The sequence below is a fragment of the Saccharospirillum sp. genome (assembly GCF_040881935.1).
GTDB lineage: Bacteria > Pseudomonadota > Gammaproteobacteria > Pseudomonadales > Natronospirillaceae > Saccharospirillum.
The window spans coordinates 1-25,390 of the sequence record NZ_JBBECH010000040.1; the positions used below are offsets into that span (position 1 = coordinate 1).

The following is a 25,390-nucleotide window of genomic DNA, read 5'->3' on the forward strand; positions in this document are numbered from 1 at the left end:
ATGTAGGCTTAACTTCGGCATCCATGCCTCAGATACCCCCGCAAAAGCAGCCCCGCCACCCGTCGCTAACCTATTGTAAACGCCGAAACTTGAGTTAATAAAACGTCGGCCGGAGCCTGGGCTTAACCCCGGTCTCCGGCCGCAAAGGATCACATTAAGATCAGATGTCGCAGCTGCTGGTCGCGGTGTAATCGTGAACGTTGATGGTACCGTCCACGATATCAGCCCGGATCTGCGCCATACGAGACTGCATCTCTTCGGTGATCAGGTCTTCGTTGAACTCGTCCAGCGCCCAGTCAACGCCGCCGGCACCCAGATCCAGAACCTTGATACCGCCTTCCCATTCACCGGCCTGGGCTTCTTCCCAGGAGGCATAGGCGGCAACGCCCACACGCTTGACCATGGAAGTCAGCATGGTGCCAGGCTGCAGGTAGTTCTGATTGGAGTCGACGCCGATGGCGTAAACGCCTTCGTCAGCGGCGGCCTGATAAACACCGATGCCGGTGCCACCCGCGGCTGCGAAAATCACATCCGCACCCTGGGAGATTTGTGACTTGGCCAGTTCAGAACCGCGCGCCGGGTCGTTAAACGCCGCAGGGGTTGAGCCGGTCATGTTCTCAAAGTATTCGATATCGCTGTTTACATACTTGGCGCCTTGCTGATAGCCACAGGCGAACTTGCGAATCAGAGGGATATCCATACCACCGACGAAGCCAACGGCATCGGTTTCAGAAGCCATGGCGGCCAATGCGCCAACCAGGAAAGAACCCTGATGCTCGGCAAAGACGATGGACTGAACGTTGGGCAGATCGACGACAGAATCGATAATGGAGAACTGAACGTCAGGATACTCAGCCGCTACTTTTTCAACGGACGATGAGTAGTTGAAACCTACCGCAACGATCGGGCTGAAGCCGCGATCGGCCAGACGACGCAAACCCTGCTCACGCTGTTCTTCGTTCTGTGGTTCAAATTCACGGACGGCAATGCCTTTATCCATGGTGAATTTTTCGGCACCGTTGCGATAAACAGCTTCGTTAAAAGATTTGTCGAACTTCCCTGCTGTGTCGTAAACGACCGCAGGTTGGAAATCTTCCGCTGCGGCGATGGCAGCAGAAAAGGACAGCACAGCTGCAGCAGCCGATTTCAGCATTGGTTTCATGGTGAATCCCCTTTCAGCGTTAATGTTATGGTTGTTTTGCATACGCCCAACGGACCCTTCAAGGGACCATTGAAAGCACTCTAGGCAAAGCTGACCGTTTGGTCAACCCCACAAAGCTCGTTTGCAACAAACTGTTGCATTATACACAGCCACTTCGTCGTTACATCGTCAGAATCACAGCTGATTCATCCTGGATTCATCTATCGCGAATGGACAAGGCACCGGACACTGGTTGTTCGAAGCATAGTCATGCACCCGGATACGACCGTCAATGACGTCTTCCGTAGCTGAGCCATATCTCTTCCATATTAAGAGTGACCGACCGACAGGACGGCCAGCCACATGCTGTGATCCAAATACTTTTTAGACTTTCTTCGAAAAAAAGGCCAGCCCATCGGCTGGCCCTTTGGCTTCGGCGGGATTATTAAAGCGAGGATTGTACCAAGTTGACCAATGAGTCAGAAGTTATACCGAAATGGGCGTAAAGGTCGCCAGCTGGGGCCGATTCACCAAAGCTGGTCATGCCCAGTACAGCACCGTCGAGACCTACGTACTTGTACCAGTAATCCGCCACGCTGGCTTCCACCGCAAACCGCTTGATGCCCTGTGGCAGCACGGCATTCCGGTAGTCCGCATCCTGAGCATCAAAGCGCTCGGTGCAGGGCATCGATACGACGCGCGTCGCCACGCCTTTCGCCTCCAGCGCGTCGGCGGCTTCAACCGCCAGGCCGACTTCAGAGCCGGTGGCGATCAATACCGCCGCCGGGGTGCCATTGCTGTCTTTCAGCACATAGCCGCCCCGTTCGATGTCAGCCAGTTGCTGCGCTGACCGTTTTTGGTGCGCCAGCCCCTGACGGGAGAACACCAGCGCACTCGGCCGGTCGCTGCTTTGAATGGCCGACTTCCAGGCCACCGCGCTTTCTACCGCATCGGCCGGGCGCCAGGTATCCAGGTTCGGGGTCAGCCGCAGTGATGACAATTGCTCAACCGGCTGGTGGGTTGGGCCGTCTTCGCCCAGGCCAATGGAATCGTGGGTGTAGACGTGAATCAGCGGCTGCTTCATCAGTGCCGACATGCGCACCGCATTGCGAGCATATTCCATGAAAATCAGGAAGGTCGCGCCGTAGGGGCGGAAGCCGCCGTGCAGGACCAGGCCATTCATAATGGCGGTCATGCCGAATTCACGCACGCCGTAGAAGCAGTAGTTGCCGTCCGGCTCCGCCTGGCTGATGCCACGGGCTCCGCTCCACAACGTCAGGTTGGAGCCAGCCAGATCCGCAGAACCGCCCAGCAGTTCCGGCAGACTCGGGGCCAGCGCTTCGATGGCATTCTGCGAGGCTTTACGGCTGGCAATGGTTTCAGACTTCTCGTTGACGCTCGCTATATAGTCATTCGCAATTTTGTCGAAATCGGCAGGCAGTGTGCCGCTCATGCGGCGCTCAAACTCAGCCGCCAGGTCCGGATAAGCCGCTTTGTATTCGGCGAAGCGATCATCCCACTCCGACTCGGCCTTGCGGCCCTTACCCCGGGCATCCCAGGCGTCGTAGATGTCTTGAGGTACTTCGAACGAACCGTGGGCCCAACCCAGCTTTTTGCGAGCCAGCACGATTTCATCGTCACCCAGCGGCGCACCGTGGCTGGATTCCTTGCCTTCTTTGTTCGGAGAGCCGAAACCAATGATGGTCTTGCAGCAGATCAGCGTTGGCTGATCTGTGTTTTGCCGTGCGGTTTCAATCGCTTGCTGAATTTCTTCCGGGTCATGCCCGTTTACCCGTGGAATCACCTGCCAGCCATACGCTTCAAAGCGTTTAACGGTGTCATCGGTGAACCAGCCAGCTACTTCGCCGTCAATCGAAATGCCGTTGTCGTCATAAAACGCGATCAGTTTGCCCAGACCCAGCGTGCCCGCCAGTGAAGATACTTCATGCGATACCCCTTCCATCAGACAGCCGTCACCGAGGAAGACGTAAGTGTTGTGGTCAACAATGGTGTGACCTTTGCGATTGAACTGCGCCGCCAGGGTTCTTTCTGCCATGGCAAAGCCGACGGCGTTGGCCAGGCCCTGACCCAGAGGGCCAGTTGTGGTTTCAACACCCGGGGTATAGCCGTATTCCGGGTGACCCGGCGTGCGCGAATGCAGCTGGCGGAACTGCTTCAGATCTTCGATGCCCAGATCGTAGCCGGCCAGGTGCAACAATGAATATTGCAACATTGAGCCGTGGCCGTTAGACAGAATAAAGCGGTCACGATCAACCCATTTTGGGTTGGTCGGGTTGTGCTTGAGGTGGTCGCACCACAGCACCTGGGCAATATCGGCCATGCCCATGGGCATGCCCGGATGTCCGGATTTGGCTTTCTGCACGGCATCCATACTCAGGGCACGGATGGCATTGGCAAGTTCACTACGTGACGGCATCGAAAAGTCCTCGGCTGTTGATTTTCGGGAGCGGCTAACACCCGGGTAAGCGGGAAAGGGCGTGAATTGTCCCAAAAATAACGGATGGGGGCAAAGCGTCTGACGCTCCACATATAATTTAAGTCGCGAATTATTACAGAAGAACCTCTGTTCGTCACTGATTGTTGCGCAGGGACTGTTAGAATAGAATCTATATCAAAATATATTGATATAGTTATTGAGAAAGCTGGAGGCCACTGCTAGTCTTGCCGCCATGAAACTTGACCTTGTACCGTCTTTCTTTAAAGCCATTGGCGACCCAACCCGTCTGACCGTGCTGCAAGCGCTGGGCCACGGGGCTTTCGGCGTGCTTGAACTGAGCGATCTGCTCGACGTTCGCCAATCCGGTATGAGCCATCATCTGAAAATTTTGAGTAAGGCGGGCTGGGTAGAAAGCCGGCGGGAAGGCAACAGCATTTATTACCGGCGTTCATTGGGCGATCAGCTGTCGATTCAGCAGCAGCTGTTTCGCGAGCTCGACCAGTATGAACTGCCAGAGGATTTACAACGTAAACTCGCCGACATTCGGGCTGCCCGACTAAATGCTGCCCAGGCCTTCTTTGCTAACCACGCCGACGAGTTTGAACTGCATCAGGAACGCATTGCGCTGTTTCACCAGTACGGACCGGAAACATTGCAGCTGCTCGACAGTTGCCGCCAACAGACCCACCGCAGGGTGCTTGAAGTCGGGCCCGGCAAAGGCGAGTTCCTGACGGCCCTGAACGAACGTTTCAGCCAGGTCGTTGGTATTGATATTTCGGCAGCGATGCTGGAACAGGCGCGCATACCAGCGCGTCAACTGCGCCATGTTGAACTGCGCGAAGGCGATACCGAAAGTCTGATGGCCGATGACGAACAATTCGATGTCGTGGTCTATAACATGGTACTGCACCATGTACCGGCACCGGGACAGGAAGTCGTAAATTGTACCCATCTGATGGCACCGGGAGCGCTGCTGGTGATCACCGACCTGTGCCGTCACGATCAGGAATGGGCGCATCATCAGTGTGGCGACCAGTGGCTCGGCTTCGAGCCTGAAGAATTACACCAGTGGGCCGAAGCGGCCGGGCTGGATCACGAACAAGGGCGCTTTCTGGCCCTGCGCAACGGTTTTCAGGTGCAGACCCAGGTCTACCGAAAGCCGCCGCAAACACCGCTTTTTACTGATACCAGCGAGGCAAATGCCGCTGCTGGACACCCACTCACGTCGCTGAACTGAGGAACACAGCCCATGAGCGAGTACAGCCTCTTTACCTCTGAATCGGTCTCTGAAGGCCATCCGGATAAAATGGCCGACCAGATATCCGATGCCGTCCTGGATGCCATTCTGACCGAAGACAAAAACGCCCGCGTTGCCGTCGAGACCATGGTCAAGACCGGCATGGCGATCATTGCCGGTGAAGTCCGGACCGACACCTATGTTGATCTGGAAGACATCGTCCGCGGCGTCATTCTCGACATCGGCTACGACAGTTCCGACGTCGGTTTCGACGGCGCTTCCTGCGCCGTCCTGAACGCCATCGGCAAGCAATCGTCCGATATCGCCATGGGTGTCGACGAAGCAAACGACAAAGACCAGGGCGCCGGTGACCAGGGCCTGATGTTCGGCTACGCCACCAACGAAACCGATTCCTACATGCCCGCCCCGATTTACTACAGCCACCGTCTGGTTGAACACCAGGCCAAGCTGCGTAAAAACGGTGTACTGCCCTGGTTGCGTCCGGATGCCAAATCCCAGGTGACACTGCGTTATGAAAATGGTCGCCCGGTCGCTGTCGATGCCGTTGTACTGTCGACCCAGCACAACCCGGAAATCAGCCTGGACGATCTGCGCGAGGCGGTGATGGACCACATCATCAAGCCGGTACTGCCTGCCGAATGGTTGCACGCCGATACGCGCTACCACATCAACCCGACCGGTAACTTCGTGATCGGTGGCCCGGTGGGCGACTGTGGCCTCACCGGCCGCAAGATCATCGTTGATACCTACGGCGGCATGGCCCGCCACGGTGGTGGTGCTTTCTCTGGCAAAGACCCGTCCAAGGTCGACCGTTCAGCTGCCTATGCCGGTCGCTATGTCGCGAAAAACATCGTTGCTGCTGGCCTGGCCGACAAGTGCGAAATTCAGATTTCCTATGCGATCGGCGTATCTGAACCGACGTCGATTTCGATCAACACCTTCGGCACCAACAAAGTCGATGAAGCATTGATTAGCGATCTGGTACGCGAACATTTCGATCTGCGCCCGCGCGGCATCATTGAAATGCTCGATCTGCTGCGCCCGATCTATCGCCCCACGGCAGCCTATGGCCACTTTGGCCGCGAAGGCTTCAGCTGGGAAGCGACCGACAAAGCAGACGCATTGAAAGCAGGGGCTAAGCTTTAAGCTACGAGCTGTTAGCTGTTAGCTCAAGACTCGCAGCTAAAAACTTTTTTAGGAGACTACTATGACCACCGCCGTGAATTTGGATAACTTCAGCGACTATAAAGTCGCTGACATCTCGCTGGCCGCCTATGGCCGCAAAGAAATCAACATTGCCGAACGTGAAATGCCAGCGCTGATGGCCCTGCGCAACAAGTACAAGGCCGACCAGCCGCTCAAGGGTGCGCGCATCATGGGCTGCATTCACATGACCATTCAGACCGCCGTGCTGATCGAAACCCTGATCGAACTGGGTGCCGACGTGCGCTGGTCGTCTTGCAACATTTTCTCGACTCAGGATCACGCCGCCGCGGCCATCGCTGCTGCTGGCATTCCGGTCTTTGCCTGGAAAGGCGAAACCGAAGAAGAGTTCCTGTGGTGCATCGAGCAGACCATTCTGGCCGAAAAAGACGGCAGCGACGTCTGGAATGCCAACCTGATTCTCGACGACGGCGGTGACCTGACCGAGATGGTTCACGGCAAATACCCGCAACTGCTGAACGACATTCACGGCATCTCTGAAGAGACCACCACCGGTGTGCATCGTCTGCTGGAAATGCTGGAAGAAGGCACCCTGAAAGTACCGGCGATCAACGTTAACGACGCCGTCACCAAGTCGAAAAACGACAACAAATACGGCTGCCGCCACTCACTGAACGACGCGATCAAACGCGCCACCGACCACTTGTTGGCCGGCAAGAAAGCGCTGGTCATCGGCTACGGGGACGTGGGCAAGGGTTCCGCTGCGTCGCTGCGTCAGGAAGGCATGATTGTAAGAGTCACCGAGATCGATCCGATCTGCGCGATGCAAGCCTGCATGGATGGTTTCGAAGTCGTCTCGCCCTACAAAAACGGCATCAACGACGGCACCGAAGCCAACATCAACAAAGAATTGCTCGGCGCTACTGACCTGATCGTGACCACCACCGGCAACACCAATGTCTGCGATGCCAACATGCTCAAAGCATTGAAAAATGGCGCGGTGGTCAGCAACATCGGTCACTTCGACAACGAAATCGACACCGTCTACATGCGTAAAAACTGGCGCTGGGATGAAATTAAGCCGCAGGTCCACCAGATCTTCCGCTCCGACGACGCCGATGACTATTTGATCCTGCTGTCTGAAGGCCGTCTGGTTAACCTTGGCAACGCCACCGGTCACCCCAGCCGCATCATGGACGGCTCTTTCGCCAACCAGGTACTGGCACAGATGTACCTGTTCGAGCAGAAATTTGCCGACCTGCCAGCCGATCAGAAAACCGAAAAGCTGTATGTGAAAATTCTGCCGAAGAAGCTCGACGAAGAAGTAGCGGCAGAAATGGTGCGCGGTTTCGGCGGTGTCATCACCACCCTGACCGAGCAACAGGCCAAGTACATCCGGGTACCGGTAGAAGGCCCCTTCAAACCAAACGACTACAAATACTGAGTTCGGTTTTGGCGTTTGGGTTGGCCATTGAGGCACTAACCCGCAGCGGATACCGGGTGTGCCCCTGTGGGGTCGGCGTAGATCCTTCCATGGAGCCTAGGCCGCAACATCCATGTTGCGGACTACCCCACAGGGGCACATCCGGCACCCGCTGCTAGTCACTTAGGCAAACGCTGAAACTTGGGGTATTAAGCAACTATTTGAGGCGCCCCCAGTTGAGTTCCAGTTGCCGGGTAGGTCTATCCGGGGTAGTCCGCAGCATGGATGCTGCGGTCTAGGCCCCATGGACGGGTTCACGCCGACCCCGGATAGACCTACCCGGTGGCTGGAACGGACTCCTGGCTCCTCAACAGGAATGACCAGTCAGCATGACTGGTCATTCCGACACTAACCAGAGATCAAAACTCATGTCTCATTCCGTTCCTGTCAGCTTCGAGTTTTTCCCTCCTAAAACTGATGCTGGCTATGAAAAACTGCTGACGGTTCACAGTGAATTGAAAGCGGTCGATCCCGAATTTTTCTCGGTTACTTACGGTGCCGGTGGTTCCACTCAGGAACGCACGATAAGCACGGTGATCGAACTGAACAGCCGCGGCGTGCCGACGGCACCGCACTTGTCGTGCATCGGTGCTACCGAAGCCACCCTGATCGAACTGCTGGATCGTTATCAAAACGCTGGCATCAGCCGAATCGTCGCCTTGCGTGGTGACTTGCCGTCCGGCATGGGCGGCACCGGAGGTGATTTCCGCTACGCCTCAGATCTGGTGCGTTTTATTCGCGAGCGCTACAACGACACCTTCAAGCTGGAAGTCGCAGCCTACCCGGAAATGCACCCGCAAGCCCCGAACTACGATCGTGACGTTGACAACTTCGTGGCGAAAGCCAACGCCGGTGCCCATACCGCCATCACCCAGTATTTTTTTAGCGTTGACGCCTATGTTCATTTCGTCAGTGAAGTGCGCAAACGCAAATGCGACATCGATATTGTGCCCGGCATTATGCCGATCACCCAGGTGTCGAACCTGATCCGTTTCTCCGATTCTTGCGGTGCCGACGTTCCCCGCTGGTTACGCAAACAACTGGAAGCCTGCGGTGATGACAGCGCACGCATTCAGGCGATTGGTCTGGAAGTGGTTAGCAGTTTGTGCCGTGAGCTGATCAATGCCGGTGCACCGGCCCTGCATTTTTACACCATGAACCGTTCGGAGCCGTCACTGGCTATTCTTGATCAGTTGTAAGCCGAATAGTACCCTTGGCATCCGCCCCACAGCACAAGAGTCTCGCATGGCACACAAGGTATTCATCGATGGTCAGTACGGCACCACCGGCCTGCAGATTCAACAGCGGCTGGAGGCCCATCCTGAGGTCGACCTGCTGACTATTCCGCTGGACCAGCGCCGCGATGCCCTGCTGCGCGACGAATGCCTGAACGAAGCCGATGTGGTGTTTCTGTGCCTGCCGGATGACGCCGCGCGTGAAGCGGTAGGCCTGGTCACCAACCCCAATACCATCATCATCGACGCCTCCAGCGCCCATCGGGTCTCACCGGATTGGGTATACGGCGTGCCGGAACTGCCTGGCCAGCGCGAACGGCTGCTCAACAGCAACCGCATTGCCAACCCGGGCTGTTACCCCACGGGCATGACACTGCTGACCAAACCGCTGGTCGATGCCGATCTGATTCCCAAAGACTACCCACTCGCGGTGCACGCCATCACCGGCTACAGCGGCGGCGGCAAAGCCATGATCGCCGACTACCAGAGCCGCAGCGGTGCCGACCTCGAAGACATCGCCGCCCGGCCCAAGAACCTCGACCTGATGCACAAACACCTGCCAGAAATGCAGCGCATTCCGGGCTTCCAGTTTCCACCGGTATTCGTACCCACCGTCGGTAATTTCGAGCAGGGCATGATCGTTCAGGTGCCGCTCCATGCACGTTTGCTGGGGGGGCCGGCCACGGCCCTGCATGAACGCCTGGCGGCTACGTATGGCGGCGAACCATTTGTGCATCTGTTCCCGTTAAACGACCAGTCCCAACTTGAAGACGGCTTCCTGAAACCGACCGCCTGCAACGGTACCAACCGGGTCGAACTGTTCGTTTACGCCGCTGATAATGGCCTGATCATGCTGATGGCGCGGCTCGACAACCTGGGCAAAGGCGCATCCGGCGCCGCCGTACAAAACATGAACCTGCGTCTGGGGCTCGACGAAACCACAGGCCTGCTATAAAACGCCAACATAATCGATGAGAATCTCCCGAATCTACCTGCCCGAAGCCGATGGCCCGGGCACCCGGCTGACGCTGCCAGAGAGTGCCCATGGCCACCTGGTGCGCGTATTGCGCCTGGGTGATGGCGCACCGGTTGAAGTGTTCAATGGTCGGGGTGAACGTTTTGCCGCCCAGCTTACCGGTGTCTCAAAACGCAGTGCATCAATCAGCCTCGACAAACAGCTTGATTCAGTACCACCCTCACCGCTGGCAACGCATCTGGGCCTGGTGATGTCCAAAGGCGACCGCATGGACATTGCCTTACAAAAAGCCACAGAACTCGGTGTCAGCGAGATCACCCCGCTGACCAGCGAACGCTGCGACCTACGTCTGAAAGTCGACCGACAAGACAAAAAACAGCAACACTGGCGGGGTGTAATCACCAGCGCCTGCGAACAATGTGGCCAGGATACCCTGCCGATATTGAACCCCATTCAGTCTTTGCACGACTGGGCCAGCGCCCGGCAGCAACCGCTCAAACTGGTGCTGCATACCGCTGCCCAACGTCCGGCCTGGCCTGCCAGCGCCCCGGCGTCAGTGGCGTTTCTGGTCGGCCCCGAAGGCGGTTTAACGGACGATGAAGTGGCCCATGCGCAGCAACAGGGTTTTCAAAGCTGGCAACTGGGGCAGCGCATTCTCAGAACGGAAACCGCACCTCTGGCCATGCTGGCCATTCTGCAGCACCGCTGGGGCGACTTGTCGTAACCTTTGGCGTGTGGTCTGAACATCGACGCCTTGCGTCATAGCTAAACCCCACTTGGTCAAACCAATGTTTGGAATTTAAGTACTGGCAGCTGCACGATGCGAGCGGTGGGTGCCACTCAACTAACATTCTACTGAAAGGCAAACAGCCGTCGCGCGTTGGCATAGCTTTGGCGCAGCACCTCTGCGACCGGCACCTGTTTCACATCCGCGATTTTCTCAATGATAAACGGCAGATACTTGGGCGCATTTTCGCGGCCCCGATAAGGCGCCGGTGTCAGGAAGGGAGCATCGGTTTCGACGACCAGTTGCTCCATGGGCGTAGCCGACAGCATCTCGCGAACATTATCCGCTTTGTTAAACGTAATAATGCCGTTAAACCCCAGCATAAAACCCTGTTCGAGACAAAATTTGCCCAGTTCCAGGCCCGAGGTAAAGCTGTGGATAACGCCCTTCTTCGCCAGACTGGGCGCAAACTCTTTTAAAATAGCCTGAGTATCGGCATCCGCTTCCCGGGTGTGAATAACAACCGGCTGATCCAGCTCGGCCGCGATGGCCAACTGCTCGGCAAACACCCGACGCTGAACCTCACGATCGGCATGATCGTAGTAATAATCGAGCCCGATTTCGCCAATGGCCACAATCCGCTCATCGCGCCCATGGGCGCGCAGCTCTGCGGCCGTCTCAGCGGTGTAGGCTTCCGCATCGTGCGGGTGCACGCCCTGGGTGGCATGAATCATCGGGTCGAGGTCACGCAGCTCCCGCACGCGGGCCAAATTGTCCGGCGACACCGCAATGGTTACCACGCGCTCAATGCCCACTGCTCGCGCCTGGGCCAGCACCTCGACCAGAGCTTCATCCTTCAGGTAATCAAGATGGCAGTGGGTTTCGATGATCGGGTGGTCAAACACCGGTATATCACGCTTGTTTCGGCTCATCAGGGGTCTCAACGGTCAGGCAAAGAATATGGGTGGCCAGTGTAATGATCCGAACACCGTAACGCCAACCCACAACCGACCACGGGCGAACGGTGGCTCCTTACGGTCGCTATGCCGGCCTCCCACTCATCAGTCGTACCCAAACCCCGCACACAATGCGATTAATTTATCGGAGCCTGTCGACAATTTTGGGGCGTAAAACCAACCTCACAACCAAGCCTCCTACAATCCCCACCACCTTGTTACACTGGCTCGAAACCCGATGAGCCTGCTTCATGTTTCACGTTCTGCCCGGCAACCAACTCGACACCCTGATCGACCCGCTCGCCACCCTGCTGGCACTGCCGGTCGATAACCCACTGCAGCCAGACACCATTCTGGTGCAGCATCAGGGCATGGCGCACTGGCTGAACATGAAGCTTGCCGACCACCCGACACGCCAGATCAGTATGAACCTGGAGTTCCCGCTGCCGGTGCAACAGATGTGGACGCTGATTCGTCAGGTGCTAGGCGCAAAACAAGTGCCGGAACAATCACCCTATCGTCGCGAAGTACTCGTCTGGCGCCTGCACGATCTGCTCGGTCAGTCTGCCATTACCACCGAACCCGCGTTCGCCGAACCCACCCGCTACTGGCAAAACCAGTCGGGCCGCCAACAGCCGCTGCGCCGGTTCCAACTGGCCGAACAACTGGCCGATTTGTACGAGCAATATTTAATGTACCGGCCCGACTGGATAGACCGCTGGGAAGCTGGGCAGGACGACCACTGGCAAGCCCGGCTCTGGCGCGAGCTGGTCCGCAACGAGCCCAACCACCCGCTCGCCCTGCTCAAGCGCGCCATGCAGCAGCTCGACACCCCGGCCGAGCCACTGCCCGAACGGCTGTTCATCTTCGGCATCAACAGCCTGGCCCCGCTCTGGCTAGATTTTCTGAAAGCCCTGTCGGACCGGGCAGGCATGGACATCCACCTGTTTCACCTCAACCCCAGCGACGACTACTGGGGCGAAACCACCAGTGAAAAGCAAGCCGCCCGAAAGCGTGCCGACTGGGTGTTAAAAGGCAACGACGCGGACGACCTGGCTATTGATGTCGGCAACCCACTGATCGGCAACCTGGGCAAACAGGGCCAGGCGTTCGTCAACCTGCTCAGCGACCGGGCCGACATCGAAACCCCTGTCTTTGTTGAACCCCAAGGCGACACCCTGCTCAGCCAACTGCAACGGGACCTGTTAAAACTGCGCGACGGCCGCGAGCAACCCACCGACCTAAGCGACCACTCACTCTGCGTCCGCAGCGCCCACAGCGCCCTGCGCGAAGTGCAGGGCCTGCACGACTGGCTGCTGCACCAGTTCAATGCCGACCCGACCCTGACCCCAAAAGACGTACTGGTGATGTGCCCCAACGTCGAAGACTACGCCCCCTTCGTTGAAGCCGTGTTCGCCCGCCGCTTCGACGACATCGGCGAAGACGTACCACCGCTGCCCTGTTCCATCGCCGACCGAAATTTAAAAGACGCCGACCCCACCGTCGCCGCCTTTCTCGACCTGCTGACCCTGCCGGACGCCCGCTTCCAGGTCACCCAGGTTATCGGCTGGCTGCGCGTGCCGGCCATTCAACAGCAATTCGGCCTGGCCCAGGACGACCTCGACCCGCTCGCCCGCTGGCTCAACGCCGCCTGTGTGCACTGGGGGCTCGACAACCAGCACAAACGCCAGTTCATTCAGGGTGAATCAGAGGCTGGCAACGACAACACCAACCACAATTTCAATGACAGCTTTAATGACAACTACAGCTGGCAACAAGGCCTGGAACGCTTACTGGTCGGCTTCGCCTGGGGCGATACCGACACCGTGCTCAACCAGCGCCTGCTGCTGCCCAACGTCGAGGGCAGCGATGCCCAATTACTCGGCAAGCTCGCCGCCTTCGTCCACACCCTGAAACACCTGGCCGCCGACCTGCACCGGCCACGCACCGCCAGCGACTGGCAAAGCTTCCTGCAAGACCGGCTGCGCCTGGCCCTGTTCGCCACCGGCGCCAGCTTCGAAGCCGCCCACGACGACCTGCGCGACGCCCTGCGCGAACTCAGCGAACACAGCCAGCAGGCCGGCTTCACCGGCACCCTGCCGCTGGCCGTGGTGCGCCACGCCCTGCAACAGATGTTCGCCAGCCCCGCCCGCACCGGCCGCCAGTTCATGACCGGGCAAATCACCGTCTGCTCCATGGTGCCGATGCGCTCGGTGCCCTTTAAAGTGCTGGCCATTCTGGGCCTGAACGACGGCGACTTCCCGCGCCAGCGCCCGCCGCTCGGGTTCGATTTAATGGCCAACGACACGCCTCGACTGGGCGACCGCTCACGCCGGGGCGACGACCGCTACCTCTTCCTCGAAGCCCTGCTCTCGGCAAGAAACGCCCTTTACCTCAGCTACCAGGGCCGGGATGTAAACACCAACACCGAACGCCAGCCCTCGCTAGTGCTGACCGAACTGTTCGCCTACCTCGAGGGCGCCACCGGCTGGCGCACAAACACCGGCATCAACGCCCTGCCACTGCAACCGTTCGCCGCCGAGAACTATCTATCAGAACCCGATCCAAAAACCACAGAGCCCGGCAACACGGAACCGGCCAACCCCTGGCCCAGCTTCGACAGCCGCTGGCTGCGCCTCGGCCAACCGCTGGCTAACCCGAACAACACGCCCGTGCTGGCAGAACCGGACTGGCCCGACACCCTCACCATCGAACAACTGGTCAGCTTCGCCGAACACCCGGCCCGCGCCTTCGCCCGCCAGCGGCTCGGCCTCTTCCTCGGCTTCGAAGACACCCCCGACCTGGCCGACGCCGAACCCTTCGCCGCCAACCACCTAGACCGCTACCAGCTGCAGCAGGAACTGATCGCCACCCGCTTCGACGCCACCCTGCCCGACGCACCAACCCAACTGACCAAAGCCCGCCTCTCCGGCCGCCTGCCCGACAACCCCCTGGTCGACGACACCCTCGCCGACTGGCAAGCCCAGGCCGACGCCTTCAGCGAGCACTTACTATCGCTCGGTGCCGCCCAGCTTGAGCACGAACCAGTCGAACGCGAATTCGACAACGCAATAAAAGTAAGCGCTCAATTACCGCGCCTGCCCGGCGGCGAACTGCTGTTTTGGCGGCTGGCCGATGCCAAAGGCAAAGACCACCTGCGCCTCTGGCTGCACCACCTCCTCGCCAACACCCAATCGGAAACGATCACCCTGGGGGTCTTCCGCGAGCGCAAAAAAGACGAAGTCTACGCGATTAACTTCGCCCCGATGACGGCCGACACCGCCCGAACCGAACTCAGCCACTGGCTCGCCTTCTGGCGCCGTGGCCAGTGCGAACCCCTGCCCTGGCACACCGACATCGCCCTGGAAATGACCAAACCTCGCGAACGCCGGGAATACACCCCAGCCGACTACGACAAAGCCTGGTTCGGCGACGGCTGGTTCAGCAACGGCCTCAGCGACGACCCCTACATGGCCTGGTTCTGGCCCGAACAGCCGGAGCACGATGCACTATTCGAAGGAGTAACGGCACTCTATGCGCCCCTGTTCGAACACCGGGCGCAGGAAACCCTGCAAGTAGAAAAGGAATAACAAACACGCCTGTTTCGTGAATATACGCTACAATAGTCGCTGATTAGACAAAAACGTGGTGTATATTCACATGTTACTCAGCGATCTCGGCCTGTTTATCCGAAAAGAACGCAAGGCAGCAGGCCTGTCCATACAGTCCCTGGCTGAGCTAGCCGGTGTCGACCGTACCACTCTGTCGAAGCTGGAAAACGAGCGCCTTCCAGAAATGGGGTATGCCAAGCTGGAACGGGTGCTAGCGGTGCTGGGGTTCGAACTAACCGCCCAGGCAGTTCAGGGCCTGCCAACGCTTAACGACCTTCAACGCCAGAATCGGGAGGGCCAGTAATGGCAACTCGACACCGGGCTCGTGTGACGGTCGATGACAACGCCGTGGGTGAATTGACCAGCCCTGCAAGACCGGACCCCTCCGTATTTCTCTATAACACGGGCACCGCGGCCGACAATGCCGTGTCGGTTACCATGCCCGTGCAGAGGGATGCCTACTTGTACCACGGCCTGCATCCGGTTTTTGCACAAAACCTGCCCGAAGGGTATCTCGGTGACATTTTGAAAAAGACCATCGCCAAACTGTATGGCCCCGGAGACCTCACCCTGCTCACCGCCCTGGGCCGGTTCCAGGTCGGCCGAGTTGCCATCGTCGATCCGGATAAGGCTGACGATGCCACTCAGTACAAGGGCGAGTCACTCAACGAACTACTAAACTCCGGCAACAGCGGGTTATTTGAGGAGTTGGTTGAAAAATACGCACTGCGTTCCGGTGTTTCTGGAGTTCAACCCAAGGTTATAGTGCCAGCCCTGGCGGCTGAGCGAACCACCCTCAAAACCGGCGGCTTCATCGTAAAAAGCTGGGGCGACGATTTCCCGGAACTGGCCGCCAACGAATATTTTTGCATGAGCCTGGCCAAAGCGGTTGGCCTGCCAGTTCCCGATTTCAATCTATCCGCCGATGGCCAACTATTCATCATGAAACGCTTCGACCGAACCGGCAGCGGCCAATGGCTGGGTTTTGAAGACGGCTGCGTGCTGCAAGGCCGGTCACCCGAAGAGAAATACAGCGGCAGCTATGAGCAACTGTCTAAATCCCTTGTCGCGTTCCTTTCGCTGGCTCATCGCAAAAAAGGATTGCACGCCTTGTTCCTGTCGGTCCTGGTCTCCTGGGCGGTCCGCAATGGCGATGCCCATTTAAAAAACTTCGGCATCGTCTACGACCAGCCCTTTGGCGAACGCAGACTAGCGCCCACCTACGACATCGTCTCAACAGTGCCCTACCTGAGCCAGGACGTACCGGCCCTAACCCTGGCGGGACGCAAAGTCTGGTGGCCGCTAAGCTATCTGGTCGCCTTCGGCCGCGCCTCATGCAGCCTATCGCACTCCGAGATTCGCAACGCGCTGAAAACCACTGGCAAAAGCCTGCAGCAGCAGGCACAGCTCATTCATCAATACCGCCAAACCCACCCCAGCTTTTCCGAAGTGGGGACAGCCATGGAAGCGATTTTTCTGACCAGTGCCAGAGATATTGAGCACTACCTGAACAAAGTCGATAGCTAAGCAGTTGCAGGTTAAAAGGATTTTTTTGCATCCCTTTGTCGATTTTTCAGCAGCCGGTGCGACTACCCGATAAGAGATGCGGCGGAATCAAACCGCTGACGTCCTGTCGCCATTCGGGTGCAGTAAAGCTGCGCCGGAATGCCCTCAAAAACCACGCCAAGGAGACACACCATGAACACACCCGCCAAAAACACGATTTGCCTCTGGTACGACGGCGGTGCCGAAGAGTCGGCCCGGTTTTACGCCGAGACCTTTCCGGATTCGTCAGTCCAGGCGGTGCATCGTGCTCCGGCGGACAATCCATCCGGGAAAGCGGGAGACGTCCTGACCGTGGACTTCACCGTCATGGGCATCCCGTGCCTCGGGCTGAACGGTGGGTCCACATTCACACACAGCGAGGCCTTTTCGTTTCAGGTGGCCACCAACGACCAGGCCGAGACGGATCGCTACTGGAATGCCATTGTCGATAATGGCGGGCAGGAGAGCATGTGCGGGTGGTGCAAGGATAAGTGGGGGGTGTCGTGGCAGATAACACCGGTCGCAATGACAAAAGCTTTCACCAACCCCGACCCGGCCATCGCCAAACGCGCCTTCGAAGCGATGATGGAGATGAAGAAGATCGACATCGCCACGATCGAAGCGGCTTGTCGCGGCTGAACCTTCAGAAATAGGCCACGACAAAATGGCCCGGGTACTGGCCGCTCTGGAGCTCGAACTGACCACTAAAGCCATCGTCCTACCCACCTTGAGCGACCTGCAAAGGATGAACAGAGAAGACATATGAAGCCACCAAACCAAGTGTCAGGTGCCGGGCATGCCTTTCCGGGGTAGTCCGTAGCATGGATGCTACGGTCTAGGCCCCATGGACGGGTTCACGCCGACCCCGGAAAGGCATGCCCGGTGCCTGACACGGACTCATGGCACTGTAGCCAAACCAACCACCAATTCATTTGCACAGCCACCGCCACCTTGCCAGAATGCCCTAAACGCTCCCGGTAACCCAAAACACAGATGTCGGACCACGCCCTGAAGGAACTCAAAGCCGAGACGCTGCCCCTGCACGGCCGCCAGCTCATTGAAGCCAGCGCCGGCACCGGCAAGACGTACAACATCACCCGGCTTTACCTGCGCCTGCTGCTGGAGCAACAGCTCAGCGTTGAACAGATACTGGTGATGACCTTCACCAAGGCCGCCACCGCCGAACTGAAAGGCCGCCTCGGCCAACTGATTCGTGAAGCACACGACCACTGGGGCGAAATTAACGAGCCGTTCTTCACCGAACTCGCCAACCGCATCGAGGCCCCCAAAGCCCGCGCCCTGCTGCACAACGCCCTGCTCAACCTCGACGAAGCGGCCGTATACACCATTCACGGCTTCTGCAAACGCGCCCTCACCCAGCAGGCCTTCGCCAGCGGCATCAGCTTTCACGCCGAGATGGAAGCCGACAGCAGCGCCCTGATTCTGGAAGCCCTGCAGGACTGGTTCCGGCGCGAAGCGCGGGGCGATGGCTTTGAACACCTGCAACGCTTCTGGGCCACACCGGACGACTTTGCCGCTGAATGGGGCCGCACCATCGGCGGCAGCGAGACCGTCGCCGAACCGAAGCTGACCGACCCGCAAGCCGAATGGAACGCCTTCTGCCAGCACTGGGCGGAAGAGGCCGAGGCGTTCTACACCCTGAACGTTAAACCCCGCCGGGGCGACGCCAGCACCGCCGAATGGCAGGCCAGACTCGATGAACTGACCGAGCTCAGCCGCCAACTCTGGCCCGGCGCCGTGCCCGACGTATTCACCGGCAAATTCAGTAAAGACGCCTTCAGCACCGCCAAAAAAGAAGCCGCCATGCCGCACCTGCAAGCCCTGGCGCAGCAACTGGCCGGCATGGAGCGCGAGCAAAAAGCCTGGTGGGCCTGGCAGGGCATCACCTTCGCCCGGGCACATTTGCACGCCAGCAAAGACCGGCTCGACCAGCTCGACTTCAACGACCTGATCATCCAGCTCCGCCAGCGCCTGCAAGACGTTGATGCCGGGCCAGCGCTTGCTGCCAAGCTCGCCGAGCAATTCCCGGTCGCCCTGGTCGATGAATTTCAGGATACCGACCCGGACCAGTACGCCATTCTCGATGCGCTCTACCCCAAAGGCAGCCAGAACCTGCTGTGCATGATCGGCGACCCGAAACAGGCGATTTACGGCTTTCGCGGCGGCGACGTCTTCGCCTACCTGAAAGCCCGCACCGACGCCGACCAGCGCTGGCACATGGACACCAACTTCCGCTCCCACCCGGCCGTGGTGCAGGGCTACAACCGGCTGTTTTACGGCGCGCACCCGCTCGATGCCAGCGGCAAGGTGCACACCGGCGAATCCGGCAAGGTGTTCGGTTTCGGCATCGACTACGTACCGGTCAAAGCCGGGCGAACCGACATGCCCGACATAACCGACCCGGCCGAGCGCGGCGCCGTGCAATGGTGCCTGCTGCCCGCCACCGAAGACGAACCCAAAGGCTACAGCCGCGCCGCCATGGACACCCTGGCCGACTGGGCCGCCCGGGAGATCCGTCGCCTGCTGGCCGAGGCCCGGCTCGACGACAAGCCGGTGCAACCCGGCGACATCGCCGTGCTGGTGCGCAGCAAAACCGAAGCCGAGGTGCTGCAAAGCGCCCTGCGCGAACACCAACTCGCCTCGGTCTACCTGAGCGCGCGCGACAACGTACTGCAAAGCCCGGAAGCCGACACCCTGGCCCGCGCCCTGAACGGCATCCTCAACCTCGAAAACGACCGCGCTTTAATCGCCGCGCTCGCCACGCCCTGGTTCGGCTACGACACCGACCGCCTGTTCCAACTGCAACAAGACGAACACGCCTGGGCCGAGACCCTGTTCGAAGTCACCGAACTGCGCGAACGCTGGTTCAGCCAGGGCCTGATGAGCATGGCCCTGCACCTCTTCCAGCGCCACGTGCGCCCGCACCCGCAGCGCCACGAACGCACCCTCACCAACAGCCTGCACCTGCTCGAGCTGCTGCAACAGGCTAGCCAACAACACCGCCAGCCGTGGGAACTGCTGCACTGGTTCGACCAGGCGCGGCAGGACGACACCCTCGCCAACATCGCCCAGTTGCGGCTGGAAAGCGACGCCAACCTGATCCAGGTGATCACCCAGCACGGCGCCAAGGGGCTGGAATACCCCATCGTGTTCCTGCCCTTCGTCAGCTACGGGCGCAGCAAACCCAAGCAACCGCCGATGCTGATTCGCTACCACGACCGGCAAACCTTCGACGCCGTGCTCGCCATGAACCCGAGCGACACCGAACGCGACTGGTACGACGAAGAACAGGCCGCCGAAGACATCCGCCTGCTGTACGTCGCCGCCACCCGCGCCCAGCGCCGCCTCTATCTGATGGCCGCCGAATTCCGGGAACTGGAACGCTCACCCCTGGCACGCTGCCTGGGCAGTAAAACCTTTAGCGCACTGAGCGCCCAACTCGACGACTTCGCCCACCAGGGCAACGGCGCCGTACTGAACCTGGCCGACACCCCACTGCCAGACGCCCCGGCCCCAACCCGGGCTCAGGCCACACCCGCGCACGCCGCCGTGTTCCGTGGCCGCATTGAACGCGACTGGTGGCTCAGCTCCTTCTCGGCGCTGACCCGCAACGCCCGCCACGGCGGCCTGGCCACACCAGACCGCGACCAGGACGAACCCGAACAACCAAGCCAGGCCCCCGAAGACAAACCGCTGCGCTTCCGCCTGCCCCGCGGCGCCGAAGCCGGCAACCTGCTGCACGACCTGCTCGAACGGCTCGACTTCCAACAGCCTGATTTCAGCAGCGAGATCGCCTGGGCCGAACAACGCTACCCGGCCCTGCTGCAGGTAGGCGCCGCACCCGCTAGCACCAGCGCAGACGCACAAGGCCGCCAGCAACCGAGCACCCTGCGCCCGGCCCTAACCGCCTGGCTGCGCGACCTGCTCAACACCGAACTGCCCGGCGGCGCCCGCCTCGCCGACCTGCCCATGGCCCAGACCCGGCGCGAAGCCGCCTTCTATTTCCCGATGGCAAGCAAAGGTCAGGGCCTGGCGCGCATACTGGGGCAACACCGCCAGCGCAGCAGCGGCGAGGCCAGCGACGCCTTCGTCAGCCTGCCCGAACCCAAGCGCCTGAAAGGTATGATGCACGGCTTTATCGACTTGATTTACCAGTGGCAGGGGCGCTATTACGTAGTCGACTACAAATCCACCTGGCTCGGCGACCGCCTGAACCACTACAACGACAGCGCCCTGACCGAGAGCGTGCGCAGCAGCTTCTACGACCTGCAATACCTGCTCTACACCCTGGCCCTGCACCGCTACCTGCGCACCCGCCTGCCGGATTACGACCCGGCCAAACACCTCGGCGGCACCCAATACCTCTACCTGCGCGGCATGACCGAAGGCCAGACCACCGGCATCTATCACCGCAACCCGGACCTCGACGCCCTGCACGCCCTCGACACCCTCTTCACCGGCACGGAGACCCCAGCATGACCACCGAACCAACCAATGGGCAAACTCCAAACCAACCGGGTAACTCTCTCAATGTGGGAGGCCAGTCCCCCGGGCGACAGGAAACATCCCAACCACTGCTACAAACCGCGCGCCAGGGCCTGGCCAACACAACCGACCTCGACCTCTACCTCGCCGCCCAACTCTGCGACTGGCTAAACTGCCACGAACACTGGCTATTCCACAGCATCGCCGGCGCCAGCCACACCCTGCAACAGGGCCACAGCTGCCTCTACCTGCCCGCCTGGGCCGGCCGCACCGAATGGCACAACGACGACAAACCCGGCTACACCTTCCCGGCCCTGGCAGACTGGCTAAACCACCTGAACCAACTGCCCATCGGCCCCGACGACAACGCCCCCATCGTGCTCGACGGCGACCGCCTCTACCTGCGCCGCTACTGGCAATTCGAACAGGAACTGGCCGGCTACCTGCGCCAGCGCATGCAAGCCGATTCAGACGCAGCTCAAGTTGACACCAAAGCCACCAAAAGCGCCCTGCACACCCTGTTCCCGGCTCTGGCCGAACCCGGCGAGCAAAACTCCGAAAAACAAACCGACTGGCAAGCCATCGCCGCCGCCAACGCCCTGTTCAACGGCTTCAACATCATCGCCGGCGGCCCCGGCACCGGCAAAACCTACACCGTCACCCGCCTGCTCGCCCTGCTGGCGATGACCAGCCCGCACGACCTGAGCATTCGCATGGCCGCCCCAACCGGCAAAGCTGCCCAGCGCCTGGCTGAATCCATCCGCGAAGCGAAAAGCGACCTCGCTGGCCGCATCGACCTGCTCGCCCTGAACAGCATTCCCGACGAAGCGACAACCTTGCACCGCTTACTCGGCGTCATTCCCAACCAACTCGACTTCCGCCACAACCAGCGCAACCCGCTCGACTGCGACGTACTGCTGGTCGACGAAGTCTCCATGGTCGACCTGCCGATGATGACCCGCCTGTTCCGCGCCCTGCCGGAACACTGCAAAGTCATCCTGCTCGGCGACGCCGACCAGCTACCGAGCGTAGCCGCCGGCAGCGTACTAGCCGACCTGGCCCAACGCCCCCACCCGGGCTACAGCCAGGAAAGAACCAAAGCCCTAAAAGCCCTGGGTTTAAAGGTTCCTACTCAAAGCTCGCAGCTCGCAGCTCACAGCTCGAATCTCACAGCTCCAAACTTTTTAACTTTCCTCACCCACAGCCGCCGCTTCGGCCAACACAGCGGCATCGGCCGCCTGGCCGCCCAGGTCATCAATGGCGAAGCCGAAGCCAGCCTCGCCACCCTGAAAAGCGACGCAGAAGACCTGGCCTGGATACCGGCCGACAAAGCCCAACAACAGATCAGCCACTGGGTAGACCACTGGTACCGCCCCATCGCCAGCGCCGCCGACAAAACCGCCGCCTTCGACGCCCTGTTCCAATTCCGCCTACTCTGCCCGGCCCGGGTAGGCCCACTGGGCGTAGAAGCCCTGAACGAACGGATACTCAAAACCCTGAACCCAACCCGAGCCCCCTTCTTCAAGGGCCAGCCAATCATGATCACCGAAAACCACTACGGCATAGGCCTCTACAACGGCGACATAGGCCTCATCTGGCCCGACGAAACCACCGGCCACCCGATGGCCTGGTTCCAGACCGGCGACAACGACTACCGCCCACTGGCACCCGGGCGCTTGCCCCGGTTCGAGACGGTGTATGCGATGACGATTCACAAGACCCAGGGGTCAGAGTTTGAGCGAGTGGCGATTGTGTTGCCTGAACAGGCGATGGGGTTGTTGAGCCGGGAGTTGGTGTATACCGGATTGACGCGGGCTAAGCGGGAATTGTTTGTTGTTGGGAATGAGGGGGTTTGGTGTGAGGGGGTGGCTAAGAGAGTGGAAAGGTTTTCCGGGCTTAGAACTAGACTTATTTAATTGACCACAGATATTTCTGTAGTAACCTAATTTCAATACATCAGAATCAGCAGGTTTAAGATGAAAATATCCTCTAATCTTTTTGACGCCAGAATAAATGCGACTAACATATTAATTGAATTATCGATCGGTGAATATGAGAAGCTTGTAAAAGAAGTAATAGCAAACAATGAATTTCAACGAAAGAGAGTGCGATCATCAAAAACCGTATATGCACTATTAAGAGAAGACATACTAAAGCAATGCGTTATACCCCCAATAGTTTTGGCATTAACAACTGAAATATCAGATGCCATCCAGTCTAACGAAGAAGAATTTATAAAAAAAATATCAGAACAAAAGGATCACTTAGTTATATTAGATGGCCTTCAGAGAACTTACACAATTTTTGATCTACTAGCCGATTTGCGTGGAAATAATGATGAAATAACACTGGAAAGAATGCTATCCTCGAAATTGAGAATAGAGATTTACGTGGGACTTAATAGACTTGGAATTCTGTACAGAATGCTAACGCTCAATACAGGGCAAACCCCCATGTCACTCAGACAACAAATCGAAATGTTGTACTTAGACTACCTATCAAAACCCACTGAAGGTATAGAACTGATCAAAGAGTCGGATGGCAAAATGGCTAAAAACATTGATCAGTATAATTTTAAAGATGTCGTCGAAGGCTTCAACGCCTATCTTGATAGAGATGAACTCCCCATTGATAAAGCAAATATTTTAGAAAACATAAATAGCCTTGAAAAACTTTCTCGTGAAAACCAAAGCTCTGAACTTTTCGAAAAGTACCTTACTTCACTCCATTCTGTTATCAAAAAATTAGTCGAACTATGCGGTGACGCCTCTATATCTGAAGACTACGAAAAGGAAAATGGCACTCCATTTGGAAAAAACGCAACGCAAGTTTTCAAGAAACCACAAGCTATTTCTGGCTATGGTGCAGCCCTTGGAAAGCTCATTGATTTTGAAGCTCTTAAGCAAATTGATGACGTTTCAACCATATCTAGTAGTTTAGTAATTACGGATAGCAATGAATTTCTTGAGGAGGTTAACAATGCATTGCTCTGGCTTAAAAATAATAGTAAAAAAATAGGCAATGCACAGCGAAATTACTTTACATTCTTCTTTAGAGACTTACTAAACCCTGATGCAGACACGTTCAAAAACCCAGTTGAAGCGAGCAAATCAGCTTTAAGAAAATACCAAGCACAGAACATGTAAGGGGTTAAAGCGTGGCTGTAAACTTATTCAGAAATGGGATCAATACTACATACAGTTATTCTGAGTTTAAAGACAATGAATTTATTTTAGAAAACAATGGTTCTAGAATAAATTTCAAGAGCCCGTTAGAGCTTGACCCATCATTTGACAACAAAGAATTTGATATACACTTTTTAGCCAAAAAGAACATTATCGAAAATGAGATATTTCAAGTCTTTCTCAATACACCTAGCAAGAAGCGTGTTGGCTGGTTAATTCCAGCAATTTCTCTAAACTCCACTGATCACGACTATTCCACAAATCAGCATTTCCTAAAATATGCTTTCGCAGCGATTAAGGAAATTTTGCAGTCCACCGATGAACAAATATTTAGGAATCATCTCGACTCTGACCAAGATGATTTTACCATAACGGATTTACTTCATGAATCAACAGCGATTTTGATAATTAGCAATGAAACTTTAGATGATACACATGTTTTTGACATTGATAGAGCATCCCCATCTTTAGTAAAACGTGGGTACATAAAGCTAGGACAATTTAACCCAGATGACATTAAATTAGAAATAAAAAGCAAAGACAACAATGGCAAATTCTATGTAGATCTACTATCGAAAGAAATAAATGGCTATGAGCTAATTAGTGAGCTATTGAACAGCTCAGTAGCATTTGAGAAAAAGCCTGTATTCCAATTTTTTCTAATATACCAAGTCTTTGAACTTTTAATTGACGACATATTCAAAAATGAACAAGACAAACTTATAGCTGAGCTAAATAATTGTAGATACGATACTGGTAAAAGCAAAGAAGTACTGGGGAAAATTCAAAATTACTCATCGGAAAAGAAGAGAATGGAGCTACTTGTTTATAAGTACTCAATGCGTTCCGATAGAATGGATGATTTAAAACTGCAATGTAATCAACTTCTAGGGTTAATAAATAGAGATACTGAACATAACTTTCAAGGATATTTTTATAACCTTAGAAACTTCATATTCCATCAATACCGTGACTTTCCTGAGAGTGGAAATAGTACACTTGAGGAGCTTATCTCGACCTTACTGGAAGTACTTTCTGACATACTTGCAACTTATAAAGTGCCGTCCTCATAAGAAAGTGATTGAACAAATGTAAGCGCCAATAAATCAGCCCCTTGACTCCCCCCAACTTAGTCACCTCTACTC

Annotated in this window: 17 protein-coding genes; 14 read left to right on the plus strand and 3 right to left on the minus strand. The window is 57.2% G+C overall.

The window, feature by feature from the left end:
* Positions 1 to 160: 160 nt before the first annotated feature.
* Complete coding sequence (locus WEB54_RS06400) at positions 161 to 1,162, minus strand: BMP family protein (RefSeq protein WP_368053391.1); 1,002 nt, start codon at positions 1,160 to 1,162, stop codon at positions 161 to 163.
* Between the two features lie 424 nt (positions 1,163 to 1,586).
* Positions 1,587 to 3,578 carry a transketolase gene (tkt, locus tag WEB54_RS06405; RefSeq protein WP_368054319.1) on the minus strand — a complete coding sequence of 664 codons (1,992 nt, stop codon included), beginning with the start codon at positions 3,576 to 3,578 and terminating at the stop codon, positions 1,587 to 1,589.
* Between the two features lie 253 nt (positions 3,579 to 3,831).
* Here tkt and WEB54_RS06410 point away from each other — a divergent pair, with 253 nt between their 5' ends.
* From WEB54_RS06410 to WEB54_RS06435, 6 genes are all read left to right on the plus strand, one after another.
* Positions 3,832 to 4,836 carry a metalloregulator ArsR/SmtB family transcription factor gene (locus WEB54_RS06410; protein ID WP_368053395.1) on the plus strand — a complete coding sequence of 335 codons (1,005 nt, stop codon included), beginning with the start codon at positions 3,832 to 3,834 and terminating at the stop codon, positions 4,834 to 4,836.
* Positions 4,837 to 4,848: 12 nt separating this feature from the next.
* The gene (gene metK, locus WEB54_RS06415) at positions 4,849 to 6,003 is read left to right on the plus strand and encodes a methionine adenosyltransferase (RefSeq protein WP_368053397.1); all 1,155 of its coding nucleotides are present in this window, start codon (positions 4,849 to 4,851) and stop codon (positions 6,001 to 6,003) included.
* Positions 6,004 to 6,064: 61 nt separating this feature from the next.
* Complete coding sequence (gene ahcY, locus WEB54_RS06420) at positions 6,065 to 7,465, plus strand: adenosylhomocysteinase (protein ID WP_368053399.1); 1,401 nt, start codon at positions 6,065 to 6,067, stop codon at positions 7,463 to 7,465.
* 407 nt (positions 7,466 to 7,872) lie between these two features.
* The gene (gene metF / locus WEB54_RS06425; RefSeq protein ID WP_368054322.1) at positions 7,873 to 8,703 is read left to right on the plus strand and encodes a methylenetetrahydrofolate reductase [NAD(P)H]; all 831 of its coding nucleotides are present in this window, start codon (positions 7,873 to 7,875) and stop codon (positions 8,701 to 8,703) included.
* Positions 8,704 to 8,749: 46 nt separating this feature from the next.
* Positions 8,750 to 9,694: an N-acetyl-gamma-glutamyl-phosphate reductase gene (gene argC / locus WEB54_RS06430; RefSeq protein ID WP_368054324.1), complete on the plus strand. Its 945-nt coding sequence runs from the start codon at positions 8,750 to 8,752 to the stop codon at positions 9,692 to 9,694.
* 16 nt (positions 9,695 to 9,710) lie between these two features.
* Positions 9,711 to 10,439: a 16S rRNA (uracil(1498)-N(3))-methyltransferase gene (locus tag WEB54_RS06435; protein ID WP_368054325.1), complete on the plus strand. Its 729-nt coding sequence runs from the start codon at positions 9,711 to 9,713 to the stop codon at positions 10,437 to 10,439.
* 128 nt (positions 10,440 to 10,567) lie between these two features.
* On the opposite strand, the gene WEB54_RS06440 is transcribed toward WEB54_RS06435, so the two are convergent.
* Complete coding sequence (locus tag WEB54_RS06440; protein ID WP_368054326.1) at positions 10,568 to 11,374, minus strand: TatD family hydrolase; 807 nt, start codon at positions 11,372 to 11,374, stop codon at positions 10,568 to 10,570.
* Positions 11,375 to 11,649: 275 nt separating this feature from the next.
* Here WEB54_RS06440 and recC point away from each other — a divergent pair, with 275 nt between their 5' ends.
* The 8 genes from recC (at position 11,650) to WEB54_RS06480 (ending at position 25,318) form a co-directional block, all read left to right on the plus strand.
* Positions 11,650 to 14,988 (plus strand): exodeoxyribonuclease V subunit gamma, encoded by a 3,339-nt coding sequence (gene recC / locus WEB54_RS06445; RefSeq protein ID WP_368054328.1) that lies wholly within the window; start codon positions 11,650 to 11,652, stop codon positions 14,986 to 14,988.
* 70 nt (positions 14,989 to 15,058) lie between these two features.
* Complete coding sequence (locus tag WEB54_RS06450; RefSeq protein WP_368054330.1) at positions 15,059 to 15,313, plus strand: multiprotein-bridging factor 1 family protein; 255 nt, start codon at positions 15,059 to 15,061, stop codon at positions 15,311 to 15,313.
* Positions 15,313 to 16,536 (plus strand): type II toxin-antitoxin system HipA family toxin, encoded by a 1,224-nt coding sequence (locus WEB54_RS06455; protein ID WP_368054332.1) that lies wholly within the window; start codon positions 15,313 to 15,315, stop codon positions 16,534 to 16,536. The genes WEB54_RS06450 and WEB54_RS06455 overlap by 1 nt, the downstream gene beginning before the upstream one ends.
* Before the next feature lie 171 nt (positions 16,537 to 16,707).
* Positions 16,708 to 17,193 carry a VOC family protein gene (locus WEB54_RS06460; protein WP_368054334.1) on the plus strand — a complete coding sequence of 162 codons (486 nt, stop codon included), beginning with the start codon at positions 16,708 to 16,710 and terminating at the stop codon, positions 17,191 to 17,193.
* A gap of 354 nt (positions 17,194 to 17,547) precedes the next feature.
* Complete coding sequence (gene recB / locus WEB54_RS06465) at positions 17,548 to 21,054, plus strand: exodeoxyribonuclease V subunit beta (protein ID WP_368054336.1); 3,507 nt, start codon at positions 17,548 to 17,550, stop codon at positions 21,052 to 21,054.
* Positions 21,051 to 22,976: an exodeoxyribonuclease V subunit alpha gene (gene recD / locus WEB54_RS06470; protein ID WP_368054338.1), complete on the plus strand. Its 1,926-nt coding sequence runs from the start codon at positions 21,051 to 21,053 to the stop codon at positions 22,974 to 22,976. The genes recB and recD overlap by 4 nt, the downstream gene beginning before the upstream one ends.
* Positions 22,977 to 23,036: 60 nt before the next feature.
* Entirely contained in the window at positions 23,037 to 24,206 is a 1,170-nt protein-coding gene (locus WEB54_RS06475) for a DUF262 domain-containing protein (RefSeq protein WP_368054340.1), read from the plus strand.
* 11 nt (positions 24,207 to 24,217) lie between these two features.
* Positions 24,218 to 25,318, plus strand: a complete 1,101-nt coding sequence (locus tag WEB54_RS06480; protein WP_368054342.1) for a hypothetical protein — start codon at positions 24,218 to 24,220, stop codon at positions 25,316 to 25,318.
* The last annotated feature ends 72 nt before the right edge of the window (positions 25,319 to 25,390 follow it).

What these genes read in the sequence shown, in the direction of transcription:
- metK (WP_368053397.1), top strand. Translation starts at nt 4,849, where the DNA reads ATGAGCGAGTACAGCCTCTTTACCTCTGAATCGGTCTCTGAAGGCCAT.
- recD (WP_368054338.1), top strand. Translation starts at nt 21,051, where the DNA reads ATGACCACCGAACCAACCAATGGGCAAACTCCAAACCAACCGGGTAAC.
- recC (WP_368054328.1), top strand. Translation starts at nt 11,650, where the DNA reads ATGTTTCACGTTCTGCCCGGCAACCAACTCGACACCCTGATCGACCCG.
- tkt (WP_368054319.1), bottom strand. Translation starts at nt 3,578, where the DNA reads ATGCCGTCACGTAGTGAACTTGCCAATGCCATCCGTGCCCTGAGTATG.
- WEB54_RS06400 (WP_368053391.1), bottom strand. Translation starts at nt 1,162, where the DNA reads ATGAAACCAATGCTGAAATCGGCTGCTGCAGCTGTGCTGTCCTTTTCT.
- WEB54_RS06410 (WP_368053395.1), top strand. Translation starts at nt 3,832, where the DNA reads ATGAAACTTGACCTTGTACCGTCTTTCTTTAAAGCCATTGGCGACCCA.
- WEB54_RS06450 (WP_368054330.1), top strand. Translation starts at nt 15,059, where the DNA reads ATGTTACTCAGCGATCTCGGCCTGTTTATCCGAAAAGAACGCAAGGCA.
- WEB54_RS06460 (WP_368054334.1), top strand. Translation starts at nt 16,708, where the DNA reads ATGAACACACCCGCCAAAAACACGATTTGCCTCTGGTACGACGGCGGT.
- WEB54_RS06435 (WP_368054325.1), top strand. Translation starts at nt 9,711, where the DNA reads ATGAGAATCTCCCGAATCTACCTGCCCGAAGCCGATGGCCCGGGCACC.
- recB (WP_368054336.1), top strand. Translation starts at nt 17,548, where the DNA reads ATGTCGGACCACGCCCTGAAGGAACTCAAAGCCGAGACGCTGCCCCTG.
- ahcY (WP_368053399.1), top strand. Translation starts at nt 6,065, where the DNA reads ATGACCACCGCCGTGAATTTGGATAACTTCAGCGACTATAAAGTCGCT.
- metF (WP_368054322.1), top strand. Translation starts at nt 7,873, where the DNA reads ATGTCTCATTCCGTTCCTGTCAGCTTCGAGTTTTTCCCTCCTAAAACT.
- WEB54_RS06440 (WP_368054326.1), bottom strand. Translation starts at nt 11,374, where the DNA reads ATGAGCCGAAACAAGCGTGATATACCGGTGTTTGACCACCCGATCATC.
- WEB54_RS06455 (WP_368054332.1), top strand. Translation starts at nt 15,313, where the DNA reads ATGGCAACTCGACACCGGGCTCGTGTGACGGTCGATGACAACGCCGTG.
- WEB54_RS06475 (WP_368054340.1), top strand. Translation starts at nt 23,037, where the DNA reads ATGAAAATATCCTCTAATCTTTTTGACGCCAGAATAAATGCGACTAAC.
- argC (WP_368054324.1), top strand. Translation starts at nt 8,750, where the DNA reads ATGGCACACAAGGTATTCATCGATGGTCAGTACGGCACCACCGGCCTG.